Annotated in this window: 14 protein-coding genes and 9 pseudogenes; 13 read left to right on the forward strand and 10 right to left on the reverse strand. The window is 60.6% G+C overall.

Annotated elements, in window-relative coordinates; genetic code table 11:
* Positions 1-679: 679 nt before the first annotated feature.
* From folD to ACE10Z_RS34995, 3 genes are all read right to left on the reverse strand, one after another.
* A complete protein-coding gene (gene folD / locus ACE10Z_RS34985) occupies positions 680-1,633 on the reverse strand; it encodes a bifunctional methylenetetrahydrofolate dehydrogenase/methenyltetrahydrofolate cyclohydrolase FolD (protein WP_375784841.1) in 954 nt (317 codons plus the stop codon).
* Positions 1,634-1,909: 276 nt separating this feature from the next.
* Positions 1,910-3,310: an aminotransferase gene (locus tag ACE10Z_RS34990; protein ID WP_375784842.1), complete on the reverse strand. Its 1,401-nt coding sequence runs from the start codon at positions 3,308-3,310 to the stop codon at positions 1,910-1,912.
* Positions 3,311-3,319: 9 nt separating this feature from the next.
* On the reverse strand, positions 3,320-4,798 hold the full coding sequence (locus ACE10Z_RS34995; protein ID WP_375789994.1) for an NAD-dependent succinate-semialdehyde dehydrogenase: 1,479 nt from the start codon (positions 4,796-4,798) through the stop codon (positions 3,320-3,322).
* Positions 4,799-4,989: 191 nt separating this feature from the next.
* Between ACE10Z_RS34995 and ACE10Z_RS35000 the strand changes: the two genes are divergently transcribed.
* From ACE10Z_RS35000 to ACE10Z_RS35015, 4 genes and pseudogenes are all read left to right on the forward strand, one after another.
* Positions 4,990-5,466 (forward strand): Lrp/AsnC family transcriptional regulator, encoded by a 477-nt coding sequence (locus tag ACE10Z_RS35000; protein WP_375789995.1) that lies wholly within the window; start codon positions 4,990-4,992, stop codon positions 5,464-5,466.
* A gap of 235 nt (positions 5,467-5,701) precedes the next feature.
* A pseudogene (locus ACE10Z_RS35005) lies at positions 5,702-6,810 on the forward strand (IS3 family transposase); the annotation flags it as partial.
* A gap of 2,278 nt (positions 6,811-9,088) precedes the next feature.
* Positions 9,089-10,180, forward strand: a complete 1,092-nt coding sequence (locus ACE10Z_RS35010; RefSeq protein ID WP_375784843.1) for a DUF2817 domain-containing protein — start codon at positions 9,089-9,091, stop codon at positions 10,178-10,180.
* Positions 10,181-10,798: 618 nt separating this feature from the next.
* Positions 10,799-10,921: a hypothetical protein gene (locus tag ACE10Z_RS35015; protein ID WP_375790121.1), complete on the forward strand. Its 123-nt coding sequence runs from the start codon at positions 10,799-10,801 to the stop codon at positions 10,919-10,921.
* Positions 10,922-10,996: 75 nt separating this feature from the next.
* Here ACE10Z_RS35015 and ACE10Z_RS35020 read toward each other — a convergent pair.
* Positions 10,997-11,191, reverse strand: a pseudogene (locus ACE10Z_RS35020) (ATP-binding protein); the annotation flags it as partial.
* 29 nt (positions 11,192-11,220) lie between these two features.
* On the opposite strand from ACE10Z_RS35020, the gene ACE10Z_RS35025 reads away from it, so the two are divergent.
* The 3 genes from ACE10Z_RS35025 (at position 11,221) to ACE10Z_RS35035 (ending at position 13,703) form a co-directional block, all read left to right on the forward strand.
* Positions 11,221-11,505 (forward strand): hypothetical protein, encoded by a 285-nt coding sequence (locus ACE10Z_RS35025; RefSeq protein ID WP_375784844.1) that lies wholly within the window; start codon positions 11,221-11,223, stop codon positions 11,503-11,505.
* 198 nt (positions 11,506-11,703) lie between these two features.
* The gene (locus tag ACE10Z_RS35030; protein WP_375784845.1) at positions 11,704-12,147 is read left to right on the forward strand and encodes a hypothetical protein; all 444 of its coding nucleotides are present in this window, start codon (positions 11,704-11,706) and stop codon (positions 12,145-12,147) included.
* Positions 12,066-13,703, forward strand: a complete 1,638-nt coding sequence (locus ACE10Z_RS35035) for a recombinase family protein (RefSeq protein ID WP_375784846.1) — start codon at positions 12,066-12,068, stop codon at positions 13,701-13,703. Before ACE10Z_RS35030 ends, ACE10Z_RS35035 begins: the two co-directional genes overlap by 82 nt.
* Before the next feature lie 98 nt (positions 13,704-13,801).
* Here the strand turns inward: ACE10Z_RS35035 and istB are convergent.
* Both istB and istA read right to left on the reverse strand, forming a co-directional pair.
* Positions 13,802-14,476 (reverse strand): annotated as a pseudogene (gene istB, locus ACE10Z_RS35040) (IS21-like element helper ATPase IstB); the annotation flags it as partial.
* A pseudogene (gene istA / locus ACE10Z_RS35045) lies at positions 14,473-15,970 on the reverse strand (IS21 family transposase). The pseudogenes istA and istB, both read right to left, overlap by 4 nt.
* 83 nt (positions 15,971-16,053) lie before the next feature.
* Here istA and ACE10Z_RS35050 point away from each other — a divergent pair.
* The 3 genes and pseudogenes from ACE10Z_RS35050 to tnpB all read left to right on the forward strand — a co-directional run.
* Positions 16,054-16,342: pseudogene (locus ACE10Z_RS35050) on the forward strand (DDE-type integrase/transposase/recombinase); the annotation flags it as partial.
* 85 nt (positions 16,343-16,427) lie between these two features.
* Complete coding sequence (locus ACE10Z_RS35055) at positions 16,428-16,889, forward strand: transposase (RefSeq protein WP_375784847.1); 462 nt, start codon at positions 16,428-16,430, stop codon at positions 16,887-16,889.
* Positions 16,886-17,191, forward strand: a complete 306-nt coding sequence (gene tnpB, locus ACE10Z_RS35060) for an IS66 family insertion sequence element accessory protein TnpB (protein WP_375784848.1) — start codon at positions 16,886-16,888, stop codon at positions 17,189-17,191. Before ACE10Z_RS35055 ends, tnpB begins: the two co-directional genes overlap by 4 nt.
* Here the strand turns inward: tnpB and ACE10Z_RS35065 are convergent.
* Entirely contained in the window at positions 17,179-19,266 is a 2,088-nt protein-coding gene (locus tag ACE10Z_RS35065; RefSeq protein WP_375784849.1) for a recombinase family protein, read from the reverse strand. The genes tnpB and ACE10Z_RS35065 overlap by 13 nt on opposite strands.
* 504 nt (positions 19,267-19,770) lie before the next feature.
* Here ACE10Z_RS35065 and ACE10Z_RS35070 point away from each other — a divergent pair.
* From ACE10Z_RS35070 to ACE10Z_RS35080, 3 pseudogenes are all read left to right on the forward strand, one after another.
* Positions 19,771-21,331, forward strand: a pseudogene (locus ACE10Z_RS35070) (IS66 family transposase).
* Between the two features lie 110 nt (positions 21,332-21,441).
* Positions 21,442-22,074, forward strand: a pseudogene (locus tag ACE10Z_RS35075) (YecA family protein); the annotation flags it as partial.
* Positions 22,005-22,316: pseudogene (locus ACE10Z_RS35080) on the forward strand (transposase); the annotation flags it as partial. The pseudogenes ACE10Z_RS35075 and ACE10Z_RS35080, both read left to right, overlap by 70 nt.
* Before the next feature lie 712 nt (positions 22,317-23,028).
* Here ACE10Z_RS35080 and ACE10Z_RS35085 read toward each other — a convergent pair.
* From ACE10Z_RS35085 to ACE10Z_RS35095, 3 genes and pseudogenes are all read right to left on the reverse strand, one after another.
* Positions 23,029-23,988 carry a TauD/TfdA dioxygenase family protein gene (locus ACE10Z_RS35085; protein WP_375784850.1) on the reverse strand — a complete coding sequence of 320 codons (960 nt, stop codon included), beginning with the start codon at positions 23,986-23,988 and terminating at the stop codon, positions 23,029-23,031.
* Between the two features lie 1,028 nt (positions 23,989-25,016).
* Positions 25,017-25,404, reverse strand: a pseudogene (locus tag ACE10Z_RS35090) (transposase); the annotation flags it as partial.
* Positions 25,298-25,606 carry a transposase gene (locus ACE10Z_RS35095; protein ID WP_375784851.1) on the reverse strand — a complete coding sequence of 103 codons (309 nt, stop codon included), beginning with the start codon at positions 25,604-25,606 and terminating at the stop codon, positions 25,298-25,300. The gene ACE10Z_RS35095 and the pseudogene ACE10Z_RS35090, both read right to left, overlap by 107 nt.
* Between the last annotated feature and the right edge of the window lie 39 nt (positions 25,607-25,645).

Here is a 25,645-nt window from a genome sequence, read left to right on the forward strand (position 1 = left end):
AGCCATGTGCGAGAGCGTGTGGGCTTTACGGACCTATGGCAAAATTCAAATCGATCTCCTGCGGCGCGATTCGATTTCCGTGACGTTGGTCAACCGGAAAGTTCTTCTTCTCACGAATAGTACCGGACCATTGATCTGAATTTGTTCAATATAGACCGCTTCGGTACAGAAATTCTGCGCCTGATCGCAAAACGTGAAGCTTTTGCGTTCTCAAACCTTGGTACCGACTTGGTGACGGCGTTTTCAGTGCCGTTGCGAGCTCGACTTTCTTGAGCCGGTGCTTGATTGCATGAAGTGGCACGCTCTTGAAAACTGCCCGAACGCGACGCGGTGACTCCGACCAAGTATCCCGATGTGAGGATAGCGGTCGCTACGGCAGTACGCGCGCTGGGTCGGGTCATTGAAGCAGAATCCGTAGCCATGCTACGCGGCCAGATCGAGGCGCACCGCCCTCCTCCGCGCTGCATTGAGAAAGCGTCGCGGCGAAACCCTGACTGTTTGGCATGGAGCCTGCTGAGACCTTGCTGGGACTTGCGCCGAGCGATCCGCAAATGCGCCGATGCGTCCGCTGATCCGGTCAGCGGATCGGCGCATCGTCATTTGCTCGCGGCCTCCCTCCGGTTAAGCGCAGAGCGAGTGCATAACCCCTAGTAAAAGGGCGGTGACGCGCAGGTCCCTTCTAAGTTGCCCGCTGGAGATCAGCCGAACGATCTAGCTGGTGGAGGCAAGAGCAAGGGCGGGATGCCTCGGGATTCTTAACCAGCGATAAACCTCGGCGAGAGACTGCCGCATTGACGGTGTTCGCGAGCAAGTAAGCGACAGTCATGGGCCCGACACCGCCAGGCACCGGCGTGATGTAGCTAGCGCGTTTGCTCGCTTCGACGAAAGCGACATCTCCGATGAGTTTGGCAGCGCCGGTCGAATCGGTCGTACGATTAATGCCGACATCAATGACAATCGCGCCTGGCTTGAGCCAATCGCCCCGGACCAATTCCGCGCAACCAGCGGCAGCAACGACAACGTCCGCCTCTCGACAGAGGCCCGGCAGGTTTCGCGTCTGGAGCTGCGCACCTGTCACGGTGCATCCGGCATCGCCAAGCAGAAGGGCCAGCGGCTTTCCGACGATATTCGAGCGACCAATTACCACAACGTCAAGCCCGCTCAAGTCACTCACGACGCTCTTGATGAGATGGACAACCCCAAGCGGAGTACACGGCGCGAGAGCTGGTCGACCCGCTGCCAGTCTTCCAACGTTGTAGGGATGAAAGCCGTCAACATCCTTTGCTGGATGAATGGCCTCCAGCACGCGCCAACGGTCGATATGCTCCGGCAGCGGAAGCTGAACGAGAATGCCGTCGATCGATTTGTCAGCGTTAAGGTTTCCGATTAATTCTAGCAGCTCGGCTTCACCAACACTGCCCGGCAGCAGGAATTGTTGAGACTTGAACCCTACCGCCTGCGCCTGTCTAGCCTTCGTCTTCACGTAAACCGAGCTGGCCGGATCCTTGCCGACTAGCACCACGGCCAATCCCGGAGTGACATTCCATTCGGCCTGCAGCAACGCCACATCGCGCGCGACGCGAGCCCGAAGATCCTCGGCGATAGCCTTTCCATCAATTCGGATAGCGTTCATAGTCGGTTCCTGGGGGATTTGAGCGCGACATCGAAATTGCGGCAGCTTGCAGACCTGGTTTGCCCATCTCAGCCGGGACATTCGCAAGATCACAGATCGGCCAGACGCTGCTTCGCAGGCGTTGCGCTCAACCGCCGCGCTGATCCACCAAGGGTAGCGTCAGAGGAGACACAAGGCCCATTCTTTCCGCGCCCGAGCTCGAATGCATCGGCAAGGGCACGAGCCTAGCACCGCACACGAGTTTGACGTCTCCGCCTCCGCACATGAGTGTCCACCTCAGGCGATTGCTGATTGTCTCGCAAGCTCGTCCATTACCTGCTTGGTCGCCTGATACGCCAGGTCAACAATCTCATCTATCTGACTTTCGGATACAACGAGAGGCGGAGCAAAACCAAGAATATCTCCATGCGGCATTGCTCGCACAATAAGCCCCCGATCACGAGCAGCCTTCGAAATACGGGCGCCCACCTTCAGCTGCGGATCAAATCGCCGTTTCGTCTGGCGATCGGCAACGAACTCAACAGCGCCCAGTAGCCCCACGCCTCTGACCTCTCCGACAATCTGCAACTGAGCGAACCGCTCCTTGAGTCGCCTATTGAAGTGCGAGCCGACGATTCTCGACCGATCGCTTAGTCGCTCCTTCTCGACAATATCAAGAACCGCATTGGCAGCAGCAGCCGCGATCGGATGGCCGGAATAGGTATATCCATGAGAGAATGCCCCCACTCGATCCGCTGCTTCCTCCATAACCGCGTAAACCTTCTCTCCGACAATCGCTCCGGAGAGCGGCATATAGCCAGATGTCAGACCTTTGGCGACTGTCACCAGGTCGGGCTCGATCCCGTAGAGTGTGCTGCCGAAGTCCGCGCCGGTTCGGCCGAACCCACAAATCACCTCGTCAGCGATCAGAAGAACGTCGTAGCGCCGGAGCACGGCCTGAATTTCCCGCCAGTAGCCGGTAGGCGGAGGTGTAATCCCTCCTGTACCTAACACCGGCTCAGCAATGAAGGCACCAACCGTTTCCGGTCCTTCTCGAACGATCAACTGCTCAAGCTCGGCTGCACGGCGGCGAGAAAAGGATTCTTCAGTTTCGCCTGGCTCCGCTCCCCAATAGTGGTGCGGTGCGCCTGTGTGCAAGATGCCTGGAAACGGGAGGTCCATATGATCGTGGTAGAACGACATACCAGTCATCGAACCAGAGACTACTGAGCAGCCGTGGTAGCCGCGCTCGCGCGAGATGATCTTCTTCTTTTTGGGCTGGCCCCGTAGATTGTTGTAATACCAAACAAGCTTAGCTTGCGTCTCGTTGGCGTCTGATCCGGACAACCCAAAAAATACTTTGCTTGGCTTACCAGGCGCCATCCGGATGAGACGGTCCGACAGGATCGCCAGCTCTTCCGTCGTGTGGGCGGCATATGTATGGTAATATGCCAACTTATAAGCTTGCCGCGCGATAGCCTCGGCCACTTCGGTGCGGCCATATCCGATGTTGACACAGTAGAGGCCAGCAAAGCCGTCGATGTAACTACGCCCCTGCGCGTCCTGGATTCGGATACCCTTACCCCCGCTGACGATCGTGGGATCACCGATCTTGCCACTCGCAAATTCCTTGAGCTGGGTGAAAGGATGCAGAACACTCGCGCGATCAAGCCTAGCGATGGTCTTAATGTCAGTCATACCGGTCTCCTAAGCGGCCAAATCGCCGAAGCAAACATATTTCAATTCCATGTATTCCTCGATGCCGTGTCGCGAACCTTCGCGACCGATACCTGATTGCTTCCATCCTCCGAACGGAATGGGTGGCCCCGTGAAGGATGCCGTATTGACACCAACCATGCCGCACTCGATTTTCTCAGAAAGTCGAAGCGCTCGACGCAGGTTGTCCGTATAGACGTACGCAGCCAACCCCATTTCGCTGGCATTGGCACGCGCAAGGACTTCATCTTCAGAGTCGAATGGAAGTACTGCGGCCACCGGGCCAAACGTCTCCTCCCGGGCAATGAGCATGTCGTCTGTGACGTCACTTAACAGTGTTGGAGGGACGAAGTTGCGCCCTAGGCTCTGATCTTGCTTTGCGGTAGTCACCCGCGCCCCCCTTGCCGCCGCATCATCGATTTGGGCCCTGCACTTGTTGGCGACGGACAACTTCGTCATTGGCCCGATATTCGTCGCAGGTTCCAGACCATGACCGACTTTGAGTTGAGCCATTGCCGCAGCAAACGCTTCAACGAAGGGAGCATAGATGCCCTTCTGTACGTAGATGCGGTTAGCAGCCAAACAGTCTTGACCCGACGTAGCAAATTTTGCGTCCATTGCCCCTTTGACAGCCTTATCAAGATCGACGTCGTCAAAAATGAGAAAAGGGGCATGACCTCCCAGTTCGAGAGAAACTTTCTTCACCGTCACCGCCGCCCCTTCCAGAAGCAGGCGCCCCACTTGCGTAGACCCCGTGAACGAAAGAGCCCGCACTCTCGTATCGCCCAACAACGGCGTCGAGAGTTCGATCGGATCACCGACGAGTACTTGAAGTACGCCGCGCGGGAGCCCGGCCTCCTCGGCCAACCTCGCGACGGCAAGCGCAGAGAGCGGAGTCTCGGGAGCAGGCTTCACAATGATCGGACAACCGGCTGCAAGAGCCGCTCCAGCTTTTCGTGTCATCATGGCAACAGGAAAATTCCACGGCGTGATAGCCGCTGCGACTCCAACTGGCTGCATTCGTACATGAAGCAGACTTCCAGGTTTGTGACTCGGGATCGTCTCTCCATATGCGCGCTCACCCTCTGCAGCGAACCACTCGAGAAATCCAGCACCATACGCAATTTCGTAACGGGCTTCAGCGAGTGGCTTACCCTGCTCGCTCGTCACCAAGACGGCAAGCTCCTCCGAGTGGTCGCGCATCAGTGACGCCCAAGACCTAAGGATCGCGCCACGCCGCTGGGGCAACATTTCTCGCCAATCATGAAACGATCGTTCGGCTGCCGCGATCGCCAGATTCATATCCGCGGCACCACAATGGACGACATCCCCAATCTCCTCCCCAGTAGCCGGATCGAGCACAACGTCTCTTTCTTCGCCCGCAGTCCAGCAGCCGTCGATGAGCGCGGCTCCTGCGACAAAATCGCGACGGCTTAGATTTTGCAGATGCCTGCTCGCAAGACCGACCAAATGCGGAGTTGTGTGCCGAATAGTCTGAATGGCCATTTGGACGTCCCACGCAGTCATCTGTTGAAATTGGCTAGGCAATCAGGATACTGGGATTGACTAAACATTTGCGTCGCATTTTCCTGGCGTTGAGAGGATTTCCTGCAACACACAGGACACTGGCGAGGAAACGCATATCAACCGTGGGGCCGACTATGCAATACGATCGAATAGATGCCCGTATCCTCGAGATCGTTCAAAAGAACAATCGTCTAACTTCCGAGGTCATCGGCGAAATGGCAGGACTTTCGGCTACCGCGTGTCAACGGCGACTGAAGAGACTCCGTTCGGAAGGCATCATCGAGGCAGATGTCTCGATCGTTTCGCCGAAGGCGGTAGGGAGGCCGATACAAATGCTTGTGCTAGTGAGCCTGGAGCGGGAGCGTTCCGATATAATCGATAGGTTCAAGAAGGCCATCAAATCGTCAGCTGAAGTCGTCAATGGATTTTACGTCACCGGGGACGCTGATTTCGTCCTCTACATTACTGCGCGCACCATGGAAGACTACGAGCAGTTCACCAGGCGATTTTTCTATGAGAACTCCGACATTAAGGCGGTCAAGACGATGGTCATAATGGACCGAGTAAAGGCGGGCTTTGCTGTCCCAATTGAGACTCCGTCGGAGGATTGACTTGCATATCTCTCAACCGATTTGCGTTCGTAAATTTTTCCGTCACTGACTCATTTGAACCGAAATCCACATCTGTACTCGATGCGTTACCAAGTTGTGAGCCCAGGAGCTCTTTTCACATTGGCTCCCATATCAGATGCAGTCGACGAATTTCGCGTCTTATTCAGCTTGACCTGAGCCCCGCAATCTCCTCCAAAAATGGGTAGAGTCCATAACCCGAGTTGGGGGATGGACGATGAAGAAGGGCCGGTTCACGGAAGAGCAGATCATCGCGATCCTGCGCGAGCAGGAAGCTGGGGCCGCGACCGCCGACGTCTGCCGTAGGTACGGCGTCAGCAGTGCGACGTTCTACAAGTGGAAGGCGAAGTACGGCGGGCTGGAAGTCTCGGACGCCAAGCGGCTGAAGGCACTGGAGGACGAGAATGCCAGGCTGAAGAAGCTGCTGGCCGAGGCGATGCTCGACAACGCCATGCTCAAGGACGTCGCATCAAAAAAATGGTGACGCCCGCCGCCAGGCGAGAGGCCGTCGTTCATCTGCAAAAGGCGTTCGAGGTGAGCGAGCGGCGGGCGTGTGCAGTGATCGGATTGGATCGCACCTCGTTCCGCTATCGGAGCCGGCGCGCAGATGACGCCGCCGTGCGGGCGCGCTTACGCGAGTTGGCGGCCGTCCGCCGCCGCTTCGGCTACCGCCGTCTGCTCGTCCTGATGCGCCGCGAGGGTCTGACCATGAACCACAAGAAGTTCCGCCGTCTCTATCGCGAGGAACGGCTGCAGGTGCGCCGGCGCGGCGGGCGCAAGCGGGCGCTTGGCACACGGGCACCGCTGACGATCCCGCAGGGGCCGAACCAGCGCTGGAGCCTCGACTTCCTGTCGGATGCTTTCACCGATGGGCGTCGCTTCCGCATCCTTGCGGTAGTCGATGACTTCACCCGGGAATGCCTGGCGCTGATCGCAGACACCTCGTTGCCGGGCCTGCGGGTGGTGCGCGAGCTCGAGGCCATCATGACCCGGCGCGGCCGTCCGGTGATGTGCGTCTCCGACAACGGCACCGAGCTGACCGGCATGGCGGTCCTGCGCTGGTGCCAGGAGGTGCGGATCGAGTGGCATTACATTGCGCCCGGCAAGCCGACCCAGAACGCATTCATCGAGAGCTTCAACGGCCGGCTACGCGACGAGCTCCTCAACGAGACGCTGTTCATGTCGCTTGCGCAGGCTCGCGCCGTGCTGGCCACGTGGATGGACGATTACAATAACGTTCGCCCGCACAGTGCGCTCGGCGATCTCACACCGAGCGAATTTGCCGACCGCAACGGTGCGGCGCGCTGCGCTACGCCGGGGGCTCCGCGCCCCGCCCCGTTGCTCCACCGAGCCCCTTGGGCTCAAATGTCACCGGGACTCTACTTGTCGGCGGATGAAAGTTGGGGCTCAGGTCAATCACCGCGGGCGATCAGGAGCGAGCAGAGAAGTTTATCAAAAGGGTGAGGACCTGAGGCTAGAGGGGCCGTGTGAGGCTAACCGCACTACCCAGCTGTGATCATGGCGGTGCCTTCATAGAGCCGGAAGCTGCGAACATCCTCCGTATAGCCGCGCGATGCCGTGGTCGGCAACGAAACTTGGCGTCCCTCGATGGGACACGCGACATTGCGAATATCAGACACAATTGGCGATTTTCGGCAACGCTTTATTGTAGCTCAGCTTTTGGTACGCCCGCGAGGCGCACGATGACCGGTAACGATGATTTGCGGGCTATTCGTCCAGGCCGCATCCGCTCGGCACGTGCGCCATGGACAAAACACCTTCTAGCGCAGGCAACTCATGGCTGCTCAGAAGGCGGTCGGCGGATGAGGAAAACGACCTCGTCTGACTATATCTCAACGGGCTTACGAGCGCGCGCTGGCGACGTATGATCCGCGAACTCGGCCCGCCTTCAGAGTTCGAAACTCGCCAAAACTTCGAAGCGAAAGCGCCCGCCGATCGCCGGATACGGCTTGATCGGGCACTGGCCCGAGAGGCAGGTGGGACGGACGGGGTGATCGATCTGAGGCCGAATCGGATACCGGGGGCCGACCAGTTGCGGGAGTTTCGGATTTGCGGGATAGGACGCTGGAGTGGCGGGGCCTGGCAGTGCGTTGCCGGGTCCTTGCGCTGGGTGCTGTCCGCGGACGCGGAGTCGCGATTGCGCGCGCTCGGCGAGCGGGAGGCAAGCTGACTCTCGGCCGGAACTTGATCAGTACACTGCGCACTCGCGAAGTCGACACGGTGCGCCGGCGGTTGGCCTTCGAAAGGGGCGGCGCATTTACCCGCCGAGAAGGGAGAACAGTATCGCTTGCCTCCGGCCCACTTCGCCATGATCGACGACGGCGTTGGATTTCAGTTCGTGCAGTGGATACCTACGTTAGAGCGCAAACTGGGCCGGCAGGTGAACGGCATCGCGGGTCCCTGTGCGCGCGTGAATGGAGCTTTGGACTGAAATGTGGGCCATCGATTTAACCGCTGAATCTGCCGGTGCGGAGCGCCGCAACGCACAACCGACGGAAGGTCGTTGCGCCTCGCTCGGAATCGGATCAACATCTTCATCCGTTCTCGCGACCGAAATCCTAAGCTTGGAGAAACCCGCTTGCGGTCGTCGTCACAACTCTTAGTGAAGAAAATGGCGCGTACCGGTGTGCAGCATGGCCCACCTCGTACTCGTGCGTCGCGAAGCTAGCCGCCGGTTGCATGACGTGCGTCCATATTGATTTCAGCGGCACAGTCAATATTGTCTCGGAAGGGAATGAACGCGTCGTCAGGCAAAGCGACAGGACTTTGCTCACCAAATGCACGTTCGGCGTTGTGGAGGTTTCCGCTCAGGCCGACGACCTCCGCAACGAAGATCGGCCAAGTTCAGGCTGACTCATTTGGTCGCTATGCGTAGGGGAGAAGGGGCCGGCTTCCGCCATGGATGGACGAGCTAAATCTGCACGAATCGCTGTCAGTGCGCGGCAATTCTTTGGGTTAGTGAGCTTCTTCGCCGTCTTCCACGATCAGCAGTCATTTACACTCCGATTGTTATTTGGCCCCAGACGGCGTGCGGCATTGCTACGGCAAGTTTGACACAAATCTTCGCCTTGCCGCCGGCGCGTGGTTGCACCAGCGTCAAGCGGATTGGTACGGAACCCAAGGTGCTTGGAAACCTGGCGTGCGGTTCGAGTTTGAGGAGAGATAACGCATGATCGAGGTTAACCCCGCCAGCTAAGCGCCCATTCTAAGCGCGGCTTGGCCGAAGCTTAGGCAGTATGTGCCAGCGATAGGATTAGGCGCCGAACGGAAAAACGAGATCGAACCAGTCATCATTTCTCGCGCCGACCTGTATCTCGCAGACAGTCTGCCGCAAATACGGCGCATTGGTTGGGTGCGCCACGCTATTGTCGGCGGCGTTCTACCGGACGATGTTAATTTCTCATAGCTCGAGGAAATAGCTGCGAGCGGGAGGCGCGAGCGAACGTCAAATTGCGACCGCGGATCTTATCGGCACCAGCGTCCAAGATGCCGCCATCACAAAACTCGCACGTACCAGCTCGGCGCGGCCCAGCATTCAAAGCGTGATCTGCCCAGATCAAAAGACAGGAATAAAGGAGCGTACATGAATCTCGACGTTGCGGCGCAGACTGCGGCAATAGTTTTTTCCGACACGTACGATGACGCGCGACGGAAATTTCTTTCGCGCGCTCCCGGGTCGCGACCTTACAAATGCGGCTCAACGGGACCGGCGGGTGAAGAGCTGTTTACTGATGTAGCATACTTTGGACCTGTAGACGCAAGCCGCCTTGTTGTTTTAGTATCCGCTACACACGGGGTGGAAGGTTACTGCGGATCTGCGGGCCAGCTCCTTTTCCTGGAGGCTGGTTTCCACGAGAAGCTTCCACCATCAACCGGAGTGCTCATTATCCACGCACTGAATTGCTACGGCTTTGCGTGGGACCGTCGGGTTACGGCTGAAGGCGTCGACCTTAATCGAAACTTCGTCGACTTTGCGGCACCGCTTCCGGCGAACCCTGGATACGAGGAGTTGGCCGACCATCTCGTTCCAGCGGACGTTTCGGAGGCGAGCATCGCGCGCGCCGAGGCCGCAATCGCCGCCTATCAGGCGAAGCACGGCGTGCCGAACTTTCGCGTTGCGTACACGAGCGGCCAGTACACACGGCCTGGCGGCATGTTTTACGGTGGCGCCGAACCCACCGAGGCAAGGCGCACGCTCGAGCAGATCGTAGCGGACTATGACGTCGCAAGTAGGGATGAGGTCCTCATCGTCGATTGCCATACAGGTCTAGGCCCCTATGGGTACGGCGAGTTGCAAACCGAACAAACCGCTGGACGTGAAGGCTATGAGAAGGCGATTCGAATCTTTGGCGCATCGGTGACTTCGCCTGAATTGGGGAACTCATCATCGGCCGCGATTGTGGGAACGCAGGACGCATTCTGGAAGCGGGTTCTAGGCGAGCGCCGCATCTATATCGGTCCGGAGTTCGGGACCTATCCGAGTGGACGAACTGTCCTGCGACAAGACCATTGGCTGTTCAATTATCATCCTGACGAAGTTGACTCGGACCTTGGTCGCGAGATCCGTCGAGCCACCAGGGCGCACTACTATCCCCAGGCGTCGGACTGGAAAGAAATGGTGGTTTGGAGGTTGCATCAGGTTCATCGACAGGCCGTGAAGGCCTTTGTACGCTAACTTGATCGGTTTCGGGTGCTCGGCTCTATGCCTGCTGGCCTCGGCGTCAGGCGCGTTCGGCTCGATTACGAAGCGGAGCCGCGTGAAAAGCAAGTTGTCAGAGTGGGCACGGGCGCGGCATCTAAGCGCACTTCTCACAAGGAACGGAAAGCCCGTTGAAACGGGGGCGCAGTGCAGTATTTCGAATTCACTTCGTCGTTGGCTCGTCCCATCGGCCTGCGCTCCCTCGCGCTAATCGTGCTCCGCCATGCAACAATCGCATCTTAGCGCCTTTTCAGGCCTGTAACTCGCGTCGGTTGCTCGTGTTGCTTTCGGAACGACTGCCTGCCTACGTGCTTCGATGTCGGGGACTCCGCACACGCCGCTCGGCTGCGTGACACGGCCGACGCTTTGTACGCGCGCCATGCCGAGAGCATCCTGCTGCGGGCAGTCGGCCGCGTTTGACACTGCGATGCCGACAAGCGGTCGTGTTCCCAGTGATGGTAGCTCGGTAGAGCAAAGCCGTCCGCACGCGCGTCCTCAAATAGCGGCGTAGCGGGCGGGCGGCCTTGCGGTGGTCACCGGCAGTTCTCCGGTAGGATCGGGTTGCGACACGTCAACGCAACCGAGGAACCGCCGATGACCGACGATATGATGAACCTGCGCACGTTCGTGGAGAAGACCCCTGATGCCGATCTGTTGCGCGAGATGATCGGCTTTGTCGCCCAGCGGCTGATGGATATGGCGCGACAATCAACATGAGACGAGGCGGCCGAGTGAGAAGCTAATTGACGCCGGCCGCGGGTTTGGCAAGCTTTGATTGACGCTGGGCGACAATCAAGCGGCAGCGCCAGCGTCGATCACGGTTTTGTCGAGCTCGTTTGGAGTGGCATGAACGGGCGGTCGGCCTGGACCGCGCCTGCGGTCGATGGCAACTTTTCGACGGTAGCTCTCGACGTTCATCTCGAGGATCGTGGCGTGGTGCACCGGGCGATCGATGGCCGCCAGCGTCATCGCTTGATCGCCGAACACGACAGAGTACCCCTATTCTTGAGCGGGTCGTGTCTCACGTCACGATCACTGACCCGCATCATTTCCTATTTGGGCACCGGCTTGAGGTGCTAAAGGAGCGGTCGGGGCGTGGTCCCGCCTACGTCGTCGTCGCGCTGCCGGACGGACGGCGGCGGGCGGTTCGGATCGCGTCGACGGACCTTGCCGAGACGGCGATCACTTCCCGCCCGGACGCGGCCGATCTGCCGCGCGTTAGTGCACGTACGCTGATCCCATTGATGCAACATTTGAGCGCGAGTCTGAGCTTTCTCGACGAGAAGGTGATTCGCGATTGACCCACCGACCGCTTCCAGGTCGCGTTGCGTATCGACCCCTGCCGACGTTAGCAAATCCACCCGGCCATCCGACGGCTGGCATTCCGCGCCTGTGGCCAAATCTATCGACCGCGACGCAAACCCAGATTGCTCAAACGATCGCCGCGCTGATGCGGCGAATGCGAGCGATCCCCGGCACGCCCGGAAGGGGACTGGGTCGTGCTGATCAGCTCGAACATCCCTGACGAGCGGCTCACGACCGCACACCGAGCCAAGTTGGCCTGTGTCTACGTGCGGCAGTCATCCGTGAACCAGGTGCGCCAGCATCAGGAGAGCACCGAGCTACAGTACCGCCTTGTCGATCGTGCCATCGGTCTGGGTTGGCCGCCCGAGCGCGTTCAGGTGATTGACGAGGATCTGGGCAAATCCGGTGCTGGCGGCGTGGATCGTCATGGTTTCCAGAAGCTCATTGCCGAGATCGGCCTTGGCAACGCCGGTCTTGTGGTGAGTCTCGACGCTTCTCGCTGGCCCGCAATAACCGGGACTGGCAACAGCTTCTCGAACTGTGCTCGGTATTCGGCGTGCTCATTGCGGATGGTGAGCGGCTTTATGATCCGCGCGCCTACCACGACCGCCTGCTATTGGGCCTGTCCGGCATCATGAGCGAGGCGGAGTTGCATCAGCTTCGGATGCGCCTGCACCAAGGGGAACGCCAGAAGGCGGCGCGGGGCGAACTGCGGCTGCCGCTACCAGCCGGGCTCGTCTACGATCGAGTGGGCACAATTGTTCTCAATCCCGACGAGGAGGTGCAGGCTCGTCTTCATCTCGTGTTTGCCAAATTCCGGGAACTGCAAAGCGCTCGCCGTGTGATGCGTTACTTGGACCGGAACGGATTGTCCTTGCCGGTTCGACCGCTGCTTGGGCCAGCTCCACACGAGATCGTCTGGCGTGCGCCAGATAGTGCACGCGTCCTTAGTATCCTTCAAAATCCGGCTTATGCTGGGGCGTATGTTTATGGCCGCCGGCAAAAGGATCCGAGCCGATGCCGGCCGGGATCGTTGACGGGAACGGTCAAGGTGGCGATCGCGGATTGGGCGGTTTGCCTGCACACCGCTCACCCAGGCTATATCAGCTGGAAGGAGTTCATGGCCAACCAGGGGCGACTGGCAGATAACGTCTTCCGCTATGAAGCGGGACACGCTGGCGTACCGCGCAAGGGGGCAGCCCTGTTACAAGGAATTGCGATCTGCGGCCGTTGTGGACGGCGCATGAGCATGCGCTACACGGGCCCGAATGCTGACTATCCGGTCTATTGCTGCCGGTCGGATCGGGACCAGCAAGGCAGTGTTCTGTGCCAGGAAGTCCGGGCCTTGGCCGTTGACGCCTTGGTCGAGCGGGTGGTCCTCGACGCCCTGGTGCCGGATCAGATTGAGATCGCACTCGCGGCGGCCGGCCAACTGGAGCAGGCGAGCCGTCAGCTCGAGCGCCAGTGGGCGCTTCGTGTGGAACGCGCCCGCTACGAGGCCGAGCGCGCTCAGCGTCAGTATGACGCCGTAGAGCCTGAGAACCGTCTTGTGGCGCGCTCACTTGAGCGGGCTTGGGAAGAGAAGCTGCGTGTCGTCGAGGCGGTCGAGCAGCAGCATGCGCGCTGGCGCGCGCAAAAGCCGCTTCTGATTGGCCCGGCGGAGCGCGCAGGGCTACAAGCGCTCGGCGAGAACCTACCGCGGATTTGGAACGCAGCCACCACGTCGGCCGCCGATCGCAAGCGCATTCTGCGATTTGTCATCCGCGAAGTCGTTCTTGATCAGAAGCGGACCCGAGGTCAGGTGTGGCTCAAGATCGTCTGGCAGACCGGCGCAACCAGCGAGCATCACGTTCAACGGCGGGTTCACACCTGCCGCAATTACATCGACATTGATCGGTTGCGGCAACGGATCGTCGAGTTGAATGCTGAACACAAAATGGATGCCGAGATCGCGGCAATACTCAATCAGGAAGGCTTCGTCGCGGCCCGAGGCTGCGCCTTCAAAGGCGAGAACGTCTGGGTACTGCGTACCCGCTGGGGCATTCCCACCGTCAAAATCAATGGCGTGGACAAGGATCCGATGCGCTGGCCCGACGGTAGCTTCTCGATTCAGGGCGCGGCGGCTGAGCTTGGAGTAACCCCGCAAACAATCTTCGATTATCTTGCGCGCGATTGCTGGCAGGTCGTCAATTAGCCAAAGGCCGGCCATGGCAGATCGAGCTCTCAGACGAACAAATCAGTCAGCTTCGCAAGCGGGTGCGACGCACCAAGCGTTCGAAGAAGGAGGCATCATGAAATCATCGGCTCGGGGAAGATACGGCCCCACTCGCCGAACGGCTGATTGGCCGTGATCAGCAGCGAGCGTCGCTCGTAGCGGGTGGCGATCAGCTCGAACAGTACGCTGGTCTCCGCCTGATCCTTGCTCTCACATATGTGATGTCGTCGAGGATCAGGAGGTCGTAGCGGTCGAGTTTGGCGACGGCGGACTCCAGCGCCAGCTCGCGCCGCGCCACCTGCAGCCGCTGCACCAGATCGGTGGTGCGTGCGAAGAGAACGCGCCAACCGTTCTCGACGAGAGCGAGGCCGATCGCTGCGCCGAGATGGGTCTTTGCCTCCGCCGGGTGGACCGAACAGCAGCAGATTGGCGCCGGTCTTCAACCAGACGTCGCCGGCGGCGAGCGCCATCGCCTGTGCCTTTGACAGCATAGGCACGCTCTCGAACTCGAAGGTGGCGAGCGTCTTGCCGGCGGGTAAACGCGCTTCCGCCATGTGTCGCTCGATGCGACGGCGGGTGCGATCCGCAGCCTCGTGCTCGGCAAGGGCCGCAAGGAAGCGGGCGGCGGGCCAGCCTTCCTTGTCCGACTGTGCGGCGAGCTTCGGCCAGATCGCCTTGACGCCGGGCAGGCGCAACTCATTGAGCAGCAGCTCGACGCGGGCGGCATCGATGGAGGTCGCTATGCTGGTCATGCTGCTTCTCCCGAGTTCGAGTAGGCCGACACGATGCTGACGGAGGCCAGCTCATCGTAGACCTCGAGCGGTGCCAGCTTGACGGCGACACTGGGATCGAGGTCGCCTCGGGTCGGAAGCGATCACGCAGCGCGGCAAGATCGGGTAACCGTCCGGCATCGAGATCGATCGCGATCGCCTTGGCGAGCTCGGCTTCGCAAGCTCGCTCGTGGACCAGCGCCAGAAGTTCGATCGTCAGCTTGCAGGCGCGTCGGTCGTCACCGTGCTCCTGCAAGGTCTCGAACAGGCGTTTGTAAGCCGCGCGCGGGAAGAGCTGGTCGCGATAGACGAGGCTGACGAGCGCCATCCGCTTGCGCCGCAGGGCATGGTGACGTGCCGGCAATCAACGACATGGCCGCCCTGGCTCTCCGACACAGGCCGACCGCGCCGCAGCGTCCCGACCGGCGTGACGCCGAGGAAGCATTCGAGCCGGTCGTCGAAGATGCGCACACGCAGCCGATGGCCAATCAGTCTTGAAGGAAGGGTGTAGAACACGCGCCGCAGGATGAAGCCGCCTGACGACGTCACCGGGATCACCTTCTCCTCGAAGTCGGTCGTGAGGCCTTTTGGCAGTGGCGCCAGTGCTTCCTTCTCGAGCGCTATCCGCTTAGCGAGGTTGGCGTTGCGCCGGCCGACAATCTCGTCGACAAAAGCCCGGTAGGCATCGAGACTGGCGAAGTCGCGTGTGCCCCGCAGCAATAGCGCATCCTCCAGCGCTCGTTTGAGATGACCGTGCGCGCTCTCGATCGAGCCGTTCTCGTGTGCAATGCCCGCATTGTTGCGCGTTGGCGCCATGCCATAATGGCCCATCAGCGCGGCGTAGCGCTGTGTCAGATCCTCCCGCGCGTCGGCCGCCAGATTGCGGAATGCCGCCGACAGGCTGTCGCTGCGATGCTCCCGCGGAACGCCGCCGAGCGCCCACAGGGCGTTCTGCAAGCCCTCGGCCAGGGCGATGAAGCTTTCCCGTCGAGCACGACATGGCATGCTCGAAGCCCGAGAATGCCAGCCGGAAGTGATAGAGCCGGTGATCGAGTGCCTCACCCACGATGGTAATGCCGAGGGCGCTCACGTCGGTAAAGTCGGACAGACCCAGACGGCCGGGCTCGTGCTCCTGGCGGAAGATCACGTCTTGTTCGGGCCCATTGAGCGCCCGCCAGGCATTGATGCGCCGCTCAGCGTGCGTCGGATGTTGGGGTTGAGGTCGGGATGCCGTCGGCGCAGTTCGTCCAGCACGCCGATCACGCGGATGCTGAGCGCAGCCTTTAGGATCGGGATGATCTCGGCGTCCCAATAGGGCGCGAGCGGATCGGACCGTCGCCGGCCCCTCGGCGCCTTCTTCTGCGATGGCAGGCGCAAATCGCCCTCGATCCGATACGCAGTCGCTTTCGAGAACCCCGCCTAGGCCGCGGCCGCCTCGGGGGACAATGTCAGTCGGTAGTTCATGTACAGCCTCATCTGGTAGTCGGCGATGTGGAGGCCAGGCAAGGCGTCGATTCCCTCTTGTCGAGACGAATCAACAGCTTGCACCAGCCGCACCCGGCCGCAAGCGGGCGATCGGAACCCGGGCACCGATGACGGTTGCCGATGGCGCCGAACGACCGCTGGTCGCTCGGCTTCGTGTCGGATCAGTTCACCGATAGCCGCCGCTTCCGTATCCTGACCGCCATCGATGATTGCACCCGCGAGTGCCTGGCGCTGGTGGCCGACACCTCACTCTCCGGCACCCGGGTGGCGCGGGAGCTGGACCGGCTGGTGATGGAGCGCGGCAAGCCGAAGATAGTGGTCAGCGACAACGGCAGCGAGTTGACCAGCAACGCCATCCTGAGGGTAACCGGCATGAGGCCTCCACCTCGTCATGGCGCGGTTCGCTTGGGATACAGCCTGGGATGAGCTGATGGGTGGAGGTGAAGCGATGGCAAATGCCATGCTTGATGCCAGGCAGGAAGGTGACTCTTATCGCCGCGTTGAGGTGATCACTGGGGAGCGGCGGCGGCGACGGTGGACGAGCGAGGAGAAGGCCCGGATCGCGGCGGAGAGCTTTGAGGAGGGGACGAACATCTCCGAGGTGGCGCGACGCAATGGTGTCTCCCGCGGACTGCTCACGGTGTGGCGACGCCAGGTAGCGGCGGCGGTGGCCGGCAAAGCCCAGAACTTCGTGCCTATCCAAATTGGCGCCGAGAGCGATGGCGGGAGGGCTGGCGGTTCCGAGTGTATTTCGCCGGTACAGACGAAGCCCGTGGAGATTGCCGCACCGCCGGCCAAGGTCTGTGGAGTGGTCGAGATCGAGGTGAACGGGGCGCGCATCCGGGTCGAGCCGGGGGTGGAGCTGGCGACGCTTTCGGTGGTGCTATCGGCGCTTCGAGGGATCCGGTGATTGCGCTACGGTCAGACCTCAAGGTGGTGCTGGCGGCCCAGCCGGTCGACTTTCGTAAGTCGGTGCATACGCTGTCGGCGCTGGTGAGCGAAGCACTGCGCACGAACCCATATTGCGGCGACGTCTTCGTGTTCCGCAGCAAGCGCATGGACAGAGTGAAGCTTCTGGCGTGGGACGGCAGCGGCATGGTGTTGGTAACGAAGTGGTTGCACCAGGGGCGTTTCACCTGGCCACCGATCCGCGACGGCGTTGTGCATCTCGGTGCGACGCAGCTTGCGATGCTACTCGATCACCCATGTTGATGCCCCTCCTTGTCAGGCTGACAGATTCTTAGATCAAGTTGCGTAATGACGTGGTTTCGAAGGTCTCCGATAGCGTCAAGAACGGATGGTTTATTCGGGAAGAGATAGGCGCCGCTGGGCTGGCGATCAATCAGCAAACGCTTAGTTCGGATCTGTACATAGAGCCAGTTCACTGGAATCTCGAGCCGTCGGGCCAGTTCGGGCGGGCTGAGGAGTGCGTTGTCATGCTCCCATCGGCTGCGCTGGGCAGCTACCTTGATGGCAGCAGCACGACGGAGCCGCCCAACGGTGATAGGCAGCACCTTATCGACGCAACGGGGAGAGCGGTGGCCTTCTTGGGTAAGGATTGCGGCGATCTCGTCGTCTGGGACGCCGTCGCGAGCGAGTGTCAGCAGGCGTTCCCGCATCTCTGTGCCTCGCGTCAATCTGGTGACGGAGTTGACGCTCATCTTCACTTCGAGCTCCGTCACGGCGCCTCCCCGCCAGACGATCCTAGCCAGGGCCAAGTCGCGATCACCGCGGTCGAGAACGACCTTTTCGATGAGACATCGCAACAACGCCTTGCGATGCGCATCCGAGATAGTCTCGTCACCCCATATCTGCGGGAGGCGGCCGGTGAGGCTGATGACCTTGTCGTTGAGCTCCTTGCTTATGGACACTTGTGTGATGGCTTTGGGCGACGTCTGTCGGGCAAGCGCCTCTTCGGCGGTGCGCACGTCGTTTAGCGCCACTTCCCATCGGCGCTCGAGTTCCGAGGCGACCAACCGATTATCTGGATCAGCTCGGTTGAACTGCCGTTCGGCGAGCGCCGCCGTGTACCGCTTGCGCTCGAGCTCTCGTTCTGCACTGGAGCGTAACGTATTGTTCATCTGCTGCTGCACCCGGCGTGAGCGCGACAAGGCATCGAGTTCAGCTGGCGCTAGTGCGGTTAGGAATGCATCGCCAACGGCTGCATCGATATGGGCGGCGCGGATGTGTTGGCAGGTTGGCTGACTTTCCTGGGTACGCAGGTGATTGCATACATACTCGCCGCCGCCCTTGTAGCGGACGTACATCTTATGACCGCATCGTGCGCACCAGGCAATGCCGTGGAGCAGGAGTTCGCCATTGCGAGGCGCGCCTCGGGTTTTGATCCGCATGTATTCGGCTCGGTTATCTCTGATGACCGATCGGATTTTTTCATAGATTGGCCAGTCGATATAGGCTGGATATCGATCTTTAACGACGATCCGCCACTCCTCCATTGGCCGCGGAGCCTTCTGTGGCAGGGCGCCCTCCCGCTTCGGCGGATGGAAGCGAGTTCGTCCATAGACAAAGGCGCCTGCGTATGCGGGGTTCTTCAAGATCGCCGCGACAGCAGCCAGCGTCGCGCGCGTCCAGCACAAATCGCCATACCGATCACGACGCGGCAGTTCCAGGTCACGCTCGTTCAACGCTCGCATGACCTTGGCAACGCTGCGCAGCTGCAGGAACAACTGGAAGACGAGACCGAGCCGCCCTTGCACGGCCATGTCGGGATCCTTAACGACCACGCCGCTCGGGTCCCGCATCAGTCCGATTGGCAGCATAACCGCAAGTTCGCCGCGTTCGGCTTTAGCCAGCAGGCCGCCGGTCAGCCGGCTGCGGATCGTATGTAGTTCAAGCTCGGAGATCGAACCCTTCAGCCCGAGAAGCAACCGTCCGTTCGGAGTGCCCGGATCATAGACACCATCGCGGTCGGCGATCAGGCAGCCACGTAGACCACAGATATCCAGGAGCGGATACCAGTCGGTACAATTGCGCGCCAAGCGGGTCACGTCGATCGACAGGATGAGTCCCACTTCACTCAGGCCAACACGGCCAACGAGTTCCTTGAAGCCGTTACGCTGTGCTATAGACGCGCCACTCAACCCGAGATCGGCATCAATCACGTCGATGGCCGCCTCACGCCATCCGAGTTCGCGGGCGCGCTGGCGAAGCGCGTATTGAAGGCGCAGGCTCTCCTGATTGCTCACGACCTGGTGGGGCGTCGACTGCCGGATGTAGACTACGGCTTTGCGCGCCAAGTGGCTTGGTGTGATCAACTCGGACTTCATGAGAGATCTCCGCCAAAGTCGCGGCGACGTCTTCGACGATCTGGCGTCGGAGCGCGGGCGTCAGCGTCGACCAAAGATCGGCTGGATCCATGCTCATGTGCGTCGGGGCAATCCGCTGTCGATAAAAGCTCGAGTAGAGCCTCCATACTCAGCTTAATCTGATTTGCTTCTTCTCCATAATATTCGATTGCAGTTGCTTGAATCAGAAGACTGCTTCCTGCGCGATACTCAACTTCATACGAAGCGGGATTGCCTCGACCTCTCTGGCCGATCTTCCTGATCACTCGATATGAGCGGCCCCACAAAGGATGGTGGGGGTCCCTAACCTCGGCCACCTCCGGAAATGATTCGTCAGACTCATTATCGGGGACATTCCTCAATCCCCTCGCTCGACGGGCTCGAGTGGACGCGTGTGTCGCCCAAGCCTGTGAAGCAGCCGGCCATTGTCGGCTGAGAAGTGAGGATTTCACTGGAGCATGGGTCGCACGGATGTATCGTCTGGTCATGGCGATTCGCCCCGACACTCTCCCGACCGATCCGGCAGCTCTGACCGAGATGGTGCTCGCGCTTGACGCTGAGAACGAGACGCTGCGCGTAGCAATGCAAACGTTCAAGGACATGATCTTCGGGAAGCGCTCGGAGCGGCTTGCCGCGCTCGTGGCCGAGCAGCTCGCGCTTGAGCTTGGCGATCTTGAGACCGACGTCACGCCGCCTGCAGCTGCCAACGACGATGCAGCTGCGGCAAAGCCGCCCGGCAAGCCACTGCGGAAGAAGGCGCGCCGCAACATCGGCGCGCTTCCAAAGCACCTGCCGCGCTGTGAGCATGTGCTGGAGCCGGAGGCGACCGCATGCCCGTGTTGCCAGGGCCAGCTTCACAAGATCGGCGAGGACGTCAGCGAGGTGCTGGACATCATCCCGGCGATCCTGCGGGTGCTGCGGACGGTCCGTCCCAAGTACGGCTGCCGCCGCTGCACCGATGGTGTGATCCAGGCGAAGGTGCTGCCGCGCCTGATCGAGAGCGGCATGGCTTCGACCGCACTCGTGAGCCACGTGGTAGTCTCGAAGTTCGCCTGGTATCTGCCGCTGTACCGACAGGTGCAAATTCTGGCCGGCCAGGGTGTCCATCTCGACCGGGCGACGCTTGCCGGCTGGGTGAAGCGTGCGGCCTGGTGGCTCAGGAGCCTCTATGCGCTTCAGCTGCGCACGATCCAGACCGCGCCGCGCCTGTTCTGCGACGAGACGCCGATGCCGGTGCTCGATCCCGGACGACATCGCCCGCGCATCTGCCAGTTCTGGGCGCATGCCATGGATGACCGGCCATGGGGCGGTCCCTCGCCGCCGGCGGTGGCCTACGTGTTCGCCGACGGCCGCGGCACGGCGGAGATCGCCAGACAGTTGATGGGCTTTTCCGGCATTCTGCAGGTCGACGGTTATGCCGCCTACAAAGCGCTCGCCCGCGATCATGGCGGCGCGATCCAACTCGCCTTTTGTCTCGCCCACGCCCGCCGCAAATTCGTCGAGGTGTATAAGACGACCCAGTCGCCGTTCGCGCGCGAAGTGATCGAGCGCCTGCAGGCGGTCTATGCCATCGAAGCAGAGATCCGTGGCAGCAGTGCCGAGCAGCGGCTGGCCACCCGCGGCACCAGGTCCGCTCCATTGATGGAGGCGCTCAGGACGCGCCTGACCGCAATGGTCGGCCAGCTCTTCTCCCAATCGAAGCTGGCGGAGGCCATCAACTACGCACTCAATCACTGGGACGGGTTGACGCTGTTTCTCCGCGACGGCCGTGTCGAAGTTGACAGCAACACAGTCGAGCGTTCCATGCGCCCGATTGCGATGGGAAGACGCAACTCATTGTTCAGCGGCAGCGAAGGCGGCGCCGAGAGCTGGGCGATCCTGGCGTCGCTCGTGAACACGGCAAAACTCCATGAGCTCGACCCGCAGGCCTACCTGACCGATGTGCTGGAGCGCCGTGTCTGGGCGAACCAAGAGCCATCAGCTGCACGAGCTGCTCGCCTGGAACTGGAAGGCGGCGCGCCGGCACACACCGCAGGCAGCGGCATGAGCCCACGTCGCCATAAGGCAGCATCGTCGATGGCGTCAGCCGCGATGTCGCTTGCGGAGCTCGAGCGATGGCTCCACGATCGCGTCGATCGCCATCCTGCCGCCACCAGCATTCCCATGCTCGACGGCTATACCGCCGCGATCGTGGCCGGACCGGTGTCGATGAGCCCGCTCGATTGGATCTGCCCGCTGCTCGCGATCGATGCCGACGCTTTCAACCATGGCGGCACGCCGGAGTTCGCCGCGATCTCCGCCGTCGCGCTGCGCCACAACGACATCAGCAACACCCTCTCGACTGCCCCCGATCGGTTCGAGCCGATGCACCGGCGCGACCCCAGCGGCAACATCGATGCGCATCCCTGGTGCCAGGGTTTCTATGCTGCGATGCGGCTCAGACTGTCGGCGTGGGCGCCGATGCTGGACACCAGCAATGTCAATCACGGCTTGCTTCTGCCCATTCTGTTGCACTGTCGCGACGATCAGGGGCAGCCGGTGCTCGGATCCCCCCGAAGCGGCCGCGAGACCGCCGAGTTTCTGCGTAACGCCTACGCCGATATTCCAGCGGTCGTCGAAGCCATGCGCCAATATTGGATGCCGATCCGCTACCACGCACTCGCTGATCTCCGCAGACGTGGGAGCTCGTGCCGGTTACTCCTGAGGAGCCGCGTCGCTTTGCGTCGGGCAAGCCCATGCAGAATGCCTTTATCGAGAGCTTCAACGGCCGGCTGCGCGATGAATTGTTGAACGAGACGCTGTTCACGTCGCTGGCCCAGGCCCGCGTCGCGCTCGGATGCTGGCGGGTCGATTACAACGACGTACGCCCACTCCCAGCTCGGGGATGGAGAACGGCGTCCGAGCTCGTCTTCACCTACCATCCGCGCCGGGATTTGGCGCCGCGCTATGCCGAGGGCTCCGCGCCAGCTCCTGTCGCTACCACCGCCCAACCGGGCCAATCCAACAGCCAGAGCGAACTCAGGACTGGATAACTTGGGGGCAAGGTCAGACGCGACTGCGAACTGGACCAGCTCGCTCCGCTCGGTCAATTCGTTCGTCACTTAATTGAGCCCCTGCGCCATCAGGTGACCTTTCCTACTTCAGGCTGCTTATGATGCAGCTCGCATCCAAAGCGTCATTGCCGTTGGCCCAGTGCACATACCGCGTAACGTCCGTCCGTGTGCTTGTTCAATACTCGTCTTGAAGATTATCGGCCGCTCGATAACCCAGTGCGTCGCCACCACGTCACGCATGGCCTCGAACTTCTGGTCACTGAGCACCATCCTGCCGAGCGCTGCCAGGCTTCCGACTCCTTGACGCTTCTTCTGCATCATAATCTCGTAGAATGCGCTTATTTCAATGACGTTCTTCCCGATCCCAAGAGCAATGCGATGATCGTACCCGTACTTGTCCCAAAGATCATTTCGAGCCGCTCGGGGGGGCCGCACCCCAGCGTCCCTTCGATCTGTCGTAAGCCCCCTACCGTGTACCCGCTAGTGCGAGAGCTTCCGCTATTAACCCGCGGCTGTAACGTGGAGGGCCCCCTACGCGGAGGCAACGGGTCCATCAGGACGTGAAGCCGCCACAATATTTTGAGAGCAGTTGGTTGAAGACTGGCGGGAAAACACCGTCTGAAAAACCGTCTTAGTTCGCCCTTATCAAGCGGCTTCTCTTGCTAATGTATTGATTCGTATGGTGAGTGCATCACGCGCACGAACCTAGACTAGGACCCGCTGATTGCAAGCTCATATCGGACTGCTTGGTAACCTTAATGCGTGTTACGCTGCAGCGGCCGTCGACGCTGACGGGCACGTCACCATCAATGGTGGCTCGACGAACGACGCGACGCTGGTCACCGTAATCATTGACTGCATAATGTTGCGTGGCGCGATTGTCCCAGATCGCGACATCGCCCTCCTTCCAGTTCCAGCGCACGGTGTTTTCGGGCGCAGTGATATGCGACTGGAAAAGATCGAACAGCCTTTGGCCGTCATATTTCGGGATTTCAATAAAACGCAGCACCGCATCGCCGAGCACCAACGTTCGTTCGCCGGTCTCGGGGTGAACACGCACCAAGGGATGCTCCGTCTCATAGATCGTTCTGGTGTAGACCTCGTCAAAATGCTTTTTGTCGGCCTCGCTGCCGTGGGCTATTAGGGCGTAGTCGAAGGCGTTGCTGTGAACGGCCCAGAGCTTGTCGGCAAGCCGCTGCAGAGGCGACGGCAGATCGAGATAGGCGGCCGCGGTGTTTGACCACACCGTATCCCCGCCGAATGGTGGGATCACTATAGCCCGCAGCACCGAAATCTTTGGATAAGCGTCGACGAACGTCATATCGGCGTGCCACATGTCGGCCCGGGTAGCAGGGCGGACGGAATCAAGGTCAAGGATCGACACCGTTCCATTGCTGACGTCGCGAGTCGGATGCGGCACAAGCTTTCCGAAACGAAGAGCAAAGCGCTCCTGCTCGGCATCATCGAGATGCCCTTGCTCGCGGAAGAAGATCACCTTGTATTCGAGCAGCACGCTGTTAATCGCAGCGATCGTCTGGTCCGGCAAATCGCCCGACAGCCTTACATTCCGGATTTCAGCGCCGATGCGCGCTGCACGTTTAATGATGCCAGCACGCGGAATGACATCATAGATCAAAGCCGCTTCACTCATGACGGTATTCTCCATTGCGTTACCAAGTGGCCAGCAAGGACCGTGCCAGTCGTGAGAGCCGGACTTCAAGCCGTTCTATAGCGCGGCAATCTCGGTGCGAAGAGCGGGACAATCCTAGTTGATGCTCCACTTCCATCATGATTGCCGCGCGGCACCCAAGGAAATAGTTCATCTTGGCAACGGCAGCGCACTGTCGTGCTCTAACTAACGTGTGTTTGTAACCTAAAATGTCGTGATGTATTGTTGCGGATGCGACAAAACGCAGGTCTAGTTAGACTAGAAGGCCGTTGAAGAACTCTTCCGCGTTCGCGAACTGGGGTAAGCGTCGTTCCGCTCCCTTCTTATCTTGACGTTTGTCTTGACGTTTGTGATGGGCGATGAACCTCCTCCGAATTGATGGACATCTGTAGTAGGCTCGAAGAGCCAGGAGGTGGCGGATGGAAGGACGTCAACGTCGGTCGTCTATGGACTACTACGAGCGGCGAGCGGTTGGTCTCGTAGCGTCGGGCGGGCGCTCGATCGGATCGTAACCGGTATGAGCTCCCACGTCTGCAGTGATCAGCGCGCGCGAGCGTAGCGGGTCGGCATCCAGTACTGGCGTATGGCCTCGACGACGTCCGGAATGTCGATATGGGCGTTGCGCAGGAATTCCTCGGTCTCGCGGCCTCGCCTTGGCGGTCCAAGCAGTGGATGCCTTGATTGTCGACGCAATGCAGCATGATAGGCAGGAGCAAGTCGTGATTTATGTTGCGGATGTCGAGCAGCGAGGCCCAGGCCGATAGTCTCAGCCGCATGGCGGCATAGAATCCCTGGCACCGCGGCCGCGCATCAACGTCGCCATTCGGCTTGCGGCGATGGATCGGCGCGACCCGATGTGGAGCGGTGGAAAGAACGTTACTGATGTCGTTGTGGCGCAGCGCGACGGTCGAAATCGCAGCGAATTCCGGCGTTCCGCCGTGGTTGAATGCGTCGGCGTCGATGGCGAGTAGCGGACAGATCCAGTCGGGCGCACTCATTGACCCCGGCCCGGCCACGATCGCGGCGAGGCGCTCGATCACTTCATGAGCGAACGGGGACTGCATCGTCTTGTACACCTCGACGAATTTGCGTCGGGCATGGGCGAGACAAAAAGCGAGCTGGATCGCGCCGCCATAACCGCGGGCAAGCGCTTTGTAGGCGGCATAGCCATCAGCCATCCACCTGCAGAATGCCAGAGAAGCCGGTCAATTGCCCGGCGATCTCCTCGGTGCCGCGGCCATCGGCAAACACATAGGCGACCGCCGGCGGCGATGGGCCGCCCCATGGGCGATCATCCATGGCATGCGCCCAGAACTGGCAGATACGGGTGCGATGTCGCCCGGGATCGGGCACCGGCATGGGCGTCTCGTCGCAGAACAGCCGCGGCGAAGCCTGGATCGCAACGCGGTAGGTGCTTGGGTAGCCCACCGATGTTGCGGCGCGCCTTCTTGCGCGGCTTGTCGGACGGCTTCGTCGCGGGCGCAGAGTCGTTGGTCGGCGCAGGTAGCTTGGTGGCGTCGGTCTCGAGATCGCCCAGCTTGAGCGCCAGTTGGGCCGCGACAATCACCGCAAGCCGCTCTGAGCGCTTCCCGAAGATCATCCTCTTTGAGCGTCTGCTTCGCCACGCACAGCTTCTCGT

It is taken from the genome of Bradyrhizobium sp. Pha-3 (assembly GCF_042258615.1).
Taxonomy (GTDB): Bacteria; Pseudomonadota; Alphaproteobacteria; order Rhizobiales; family Xanthobacteraceae; genus Bradyrhizobium.

Bases quoted from the DNA above. Each gene is read 5' to 3' on its own strand.
- ACE10Z_RS35055 (WP_375784847.1), top strand. From the start codon at position 16,428: ATGGCAAATGCCATGCTTGATGCCAGGCAGGAAGGTGACTCTTATCGC.
- ACE10Z_RS35000 (WP_375789995.1), top strand. From the start codon at position 4,990: ATGCAATACGATCGAATAGATGCCCGTATCCTCGAGATCGTTCAAAAG.
- ACE10Z_RS35015 (WP_375790121.1), top strand. From the start codon at position 10,799: ATGACCGACGATATGATGAACCTGCGCACGTTCGTGGAGAAGACCCCT.
- ACE10Z_RS34990 (WP_375784842.1), bottom strand. From the start codon at position 3,310: ATGACTGACATTAAGACCATCGCTAGGCTTGATCGCGCGAGTGTTCTG.
- folD (WP_375784841.1), bottom strand. From the start codon at position 1,633: ATGAACGCTATCCGAATTGATGGAAAGGCTATCGCCGAGGATCTTCGG.
- ACE10Z_RS35065 (WP_375784849.1), bottom strand. From the start codon at position 19,266: ATGAAGTCCGAGTTGATCACACCAAGCCACTTGGCGCGCAAAGCCGTA.
- ACE10Z_RS35095 (WP_375784851.1), bottom strand. From the start codon at position 25,606: ATGATCTTCGGGAAGCGCTCAGAGCGGCTTGCGGTGATTGTCGCGGCC.
- ACE10Z_RS35085 (WP_375784850.1), bottom strand. From the start codon at position 23,988: ATGAGTGAAGCGGCTTTGATCTATGATGTCATTCCGCGTGCTGGCATC.
- ACE10Z_RS35010 (WP_375784843.1), top strand. From the start codon at position 9,089: ATGAATCTCGACGTTGCGGCGCAGACTGCGGCAATAGTTTTTTCCGAC.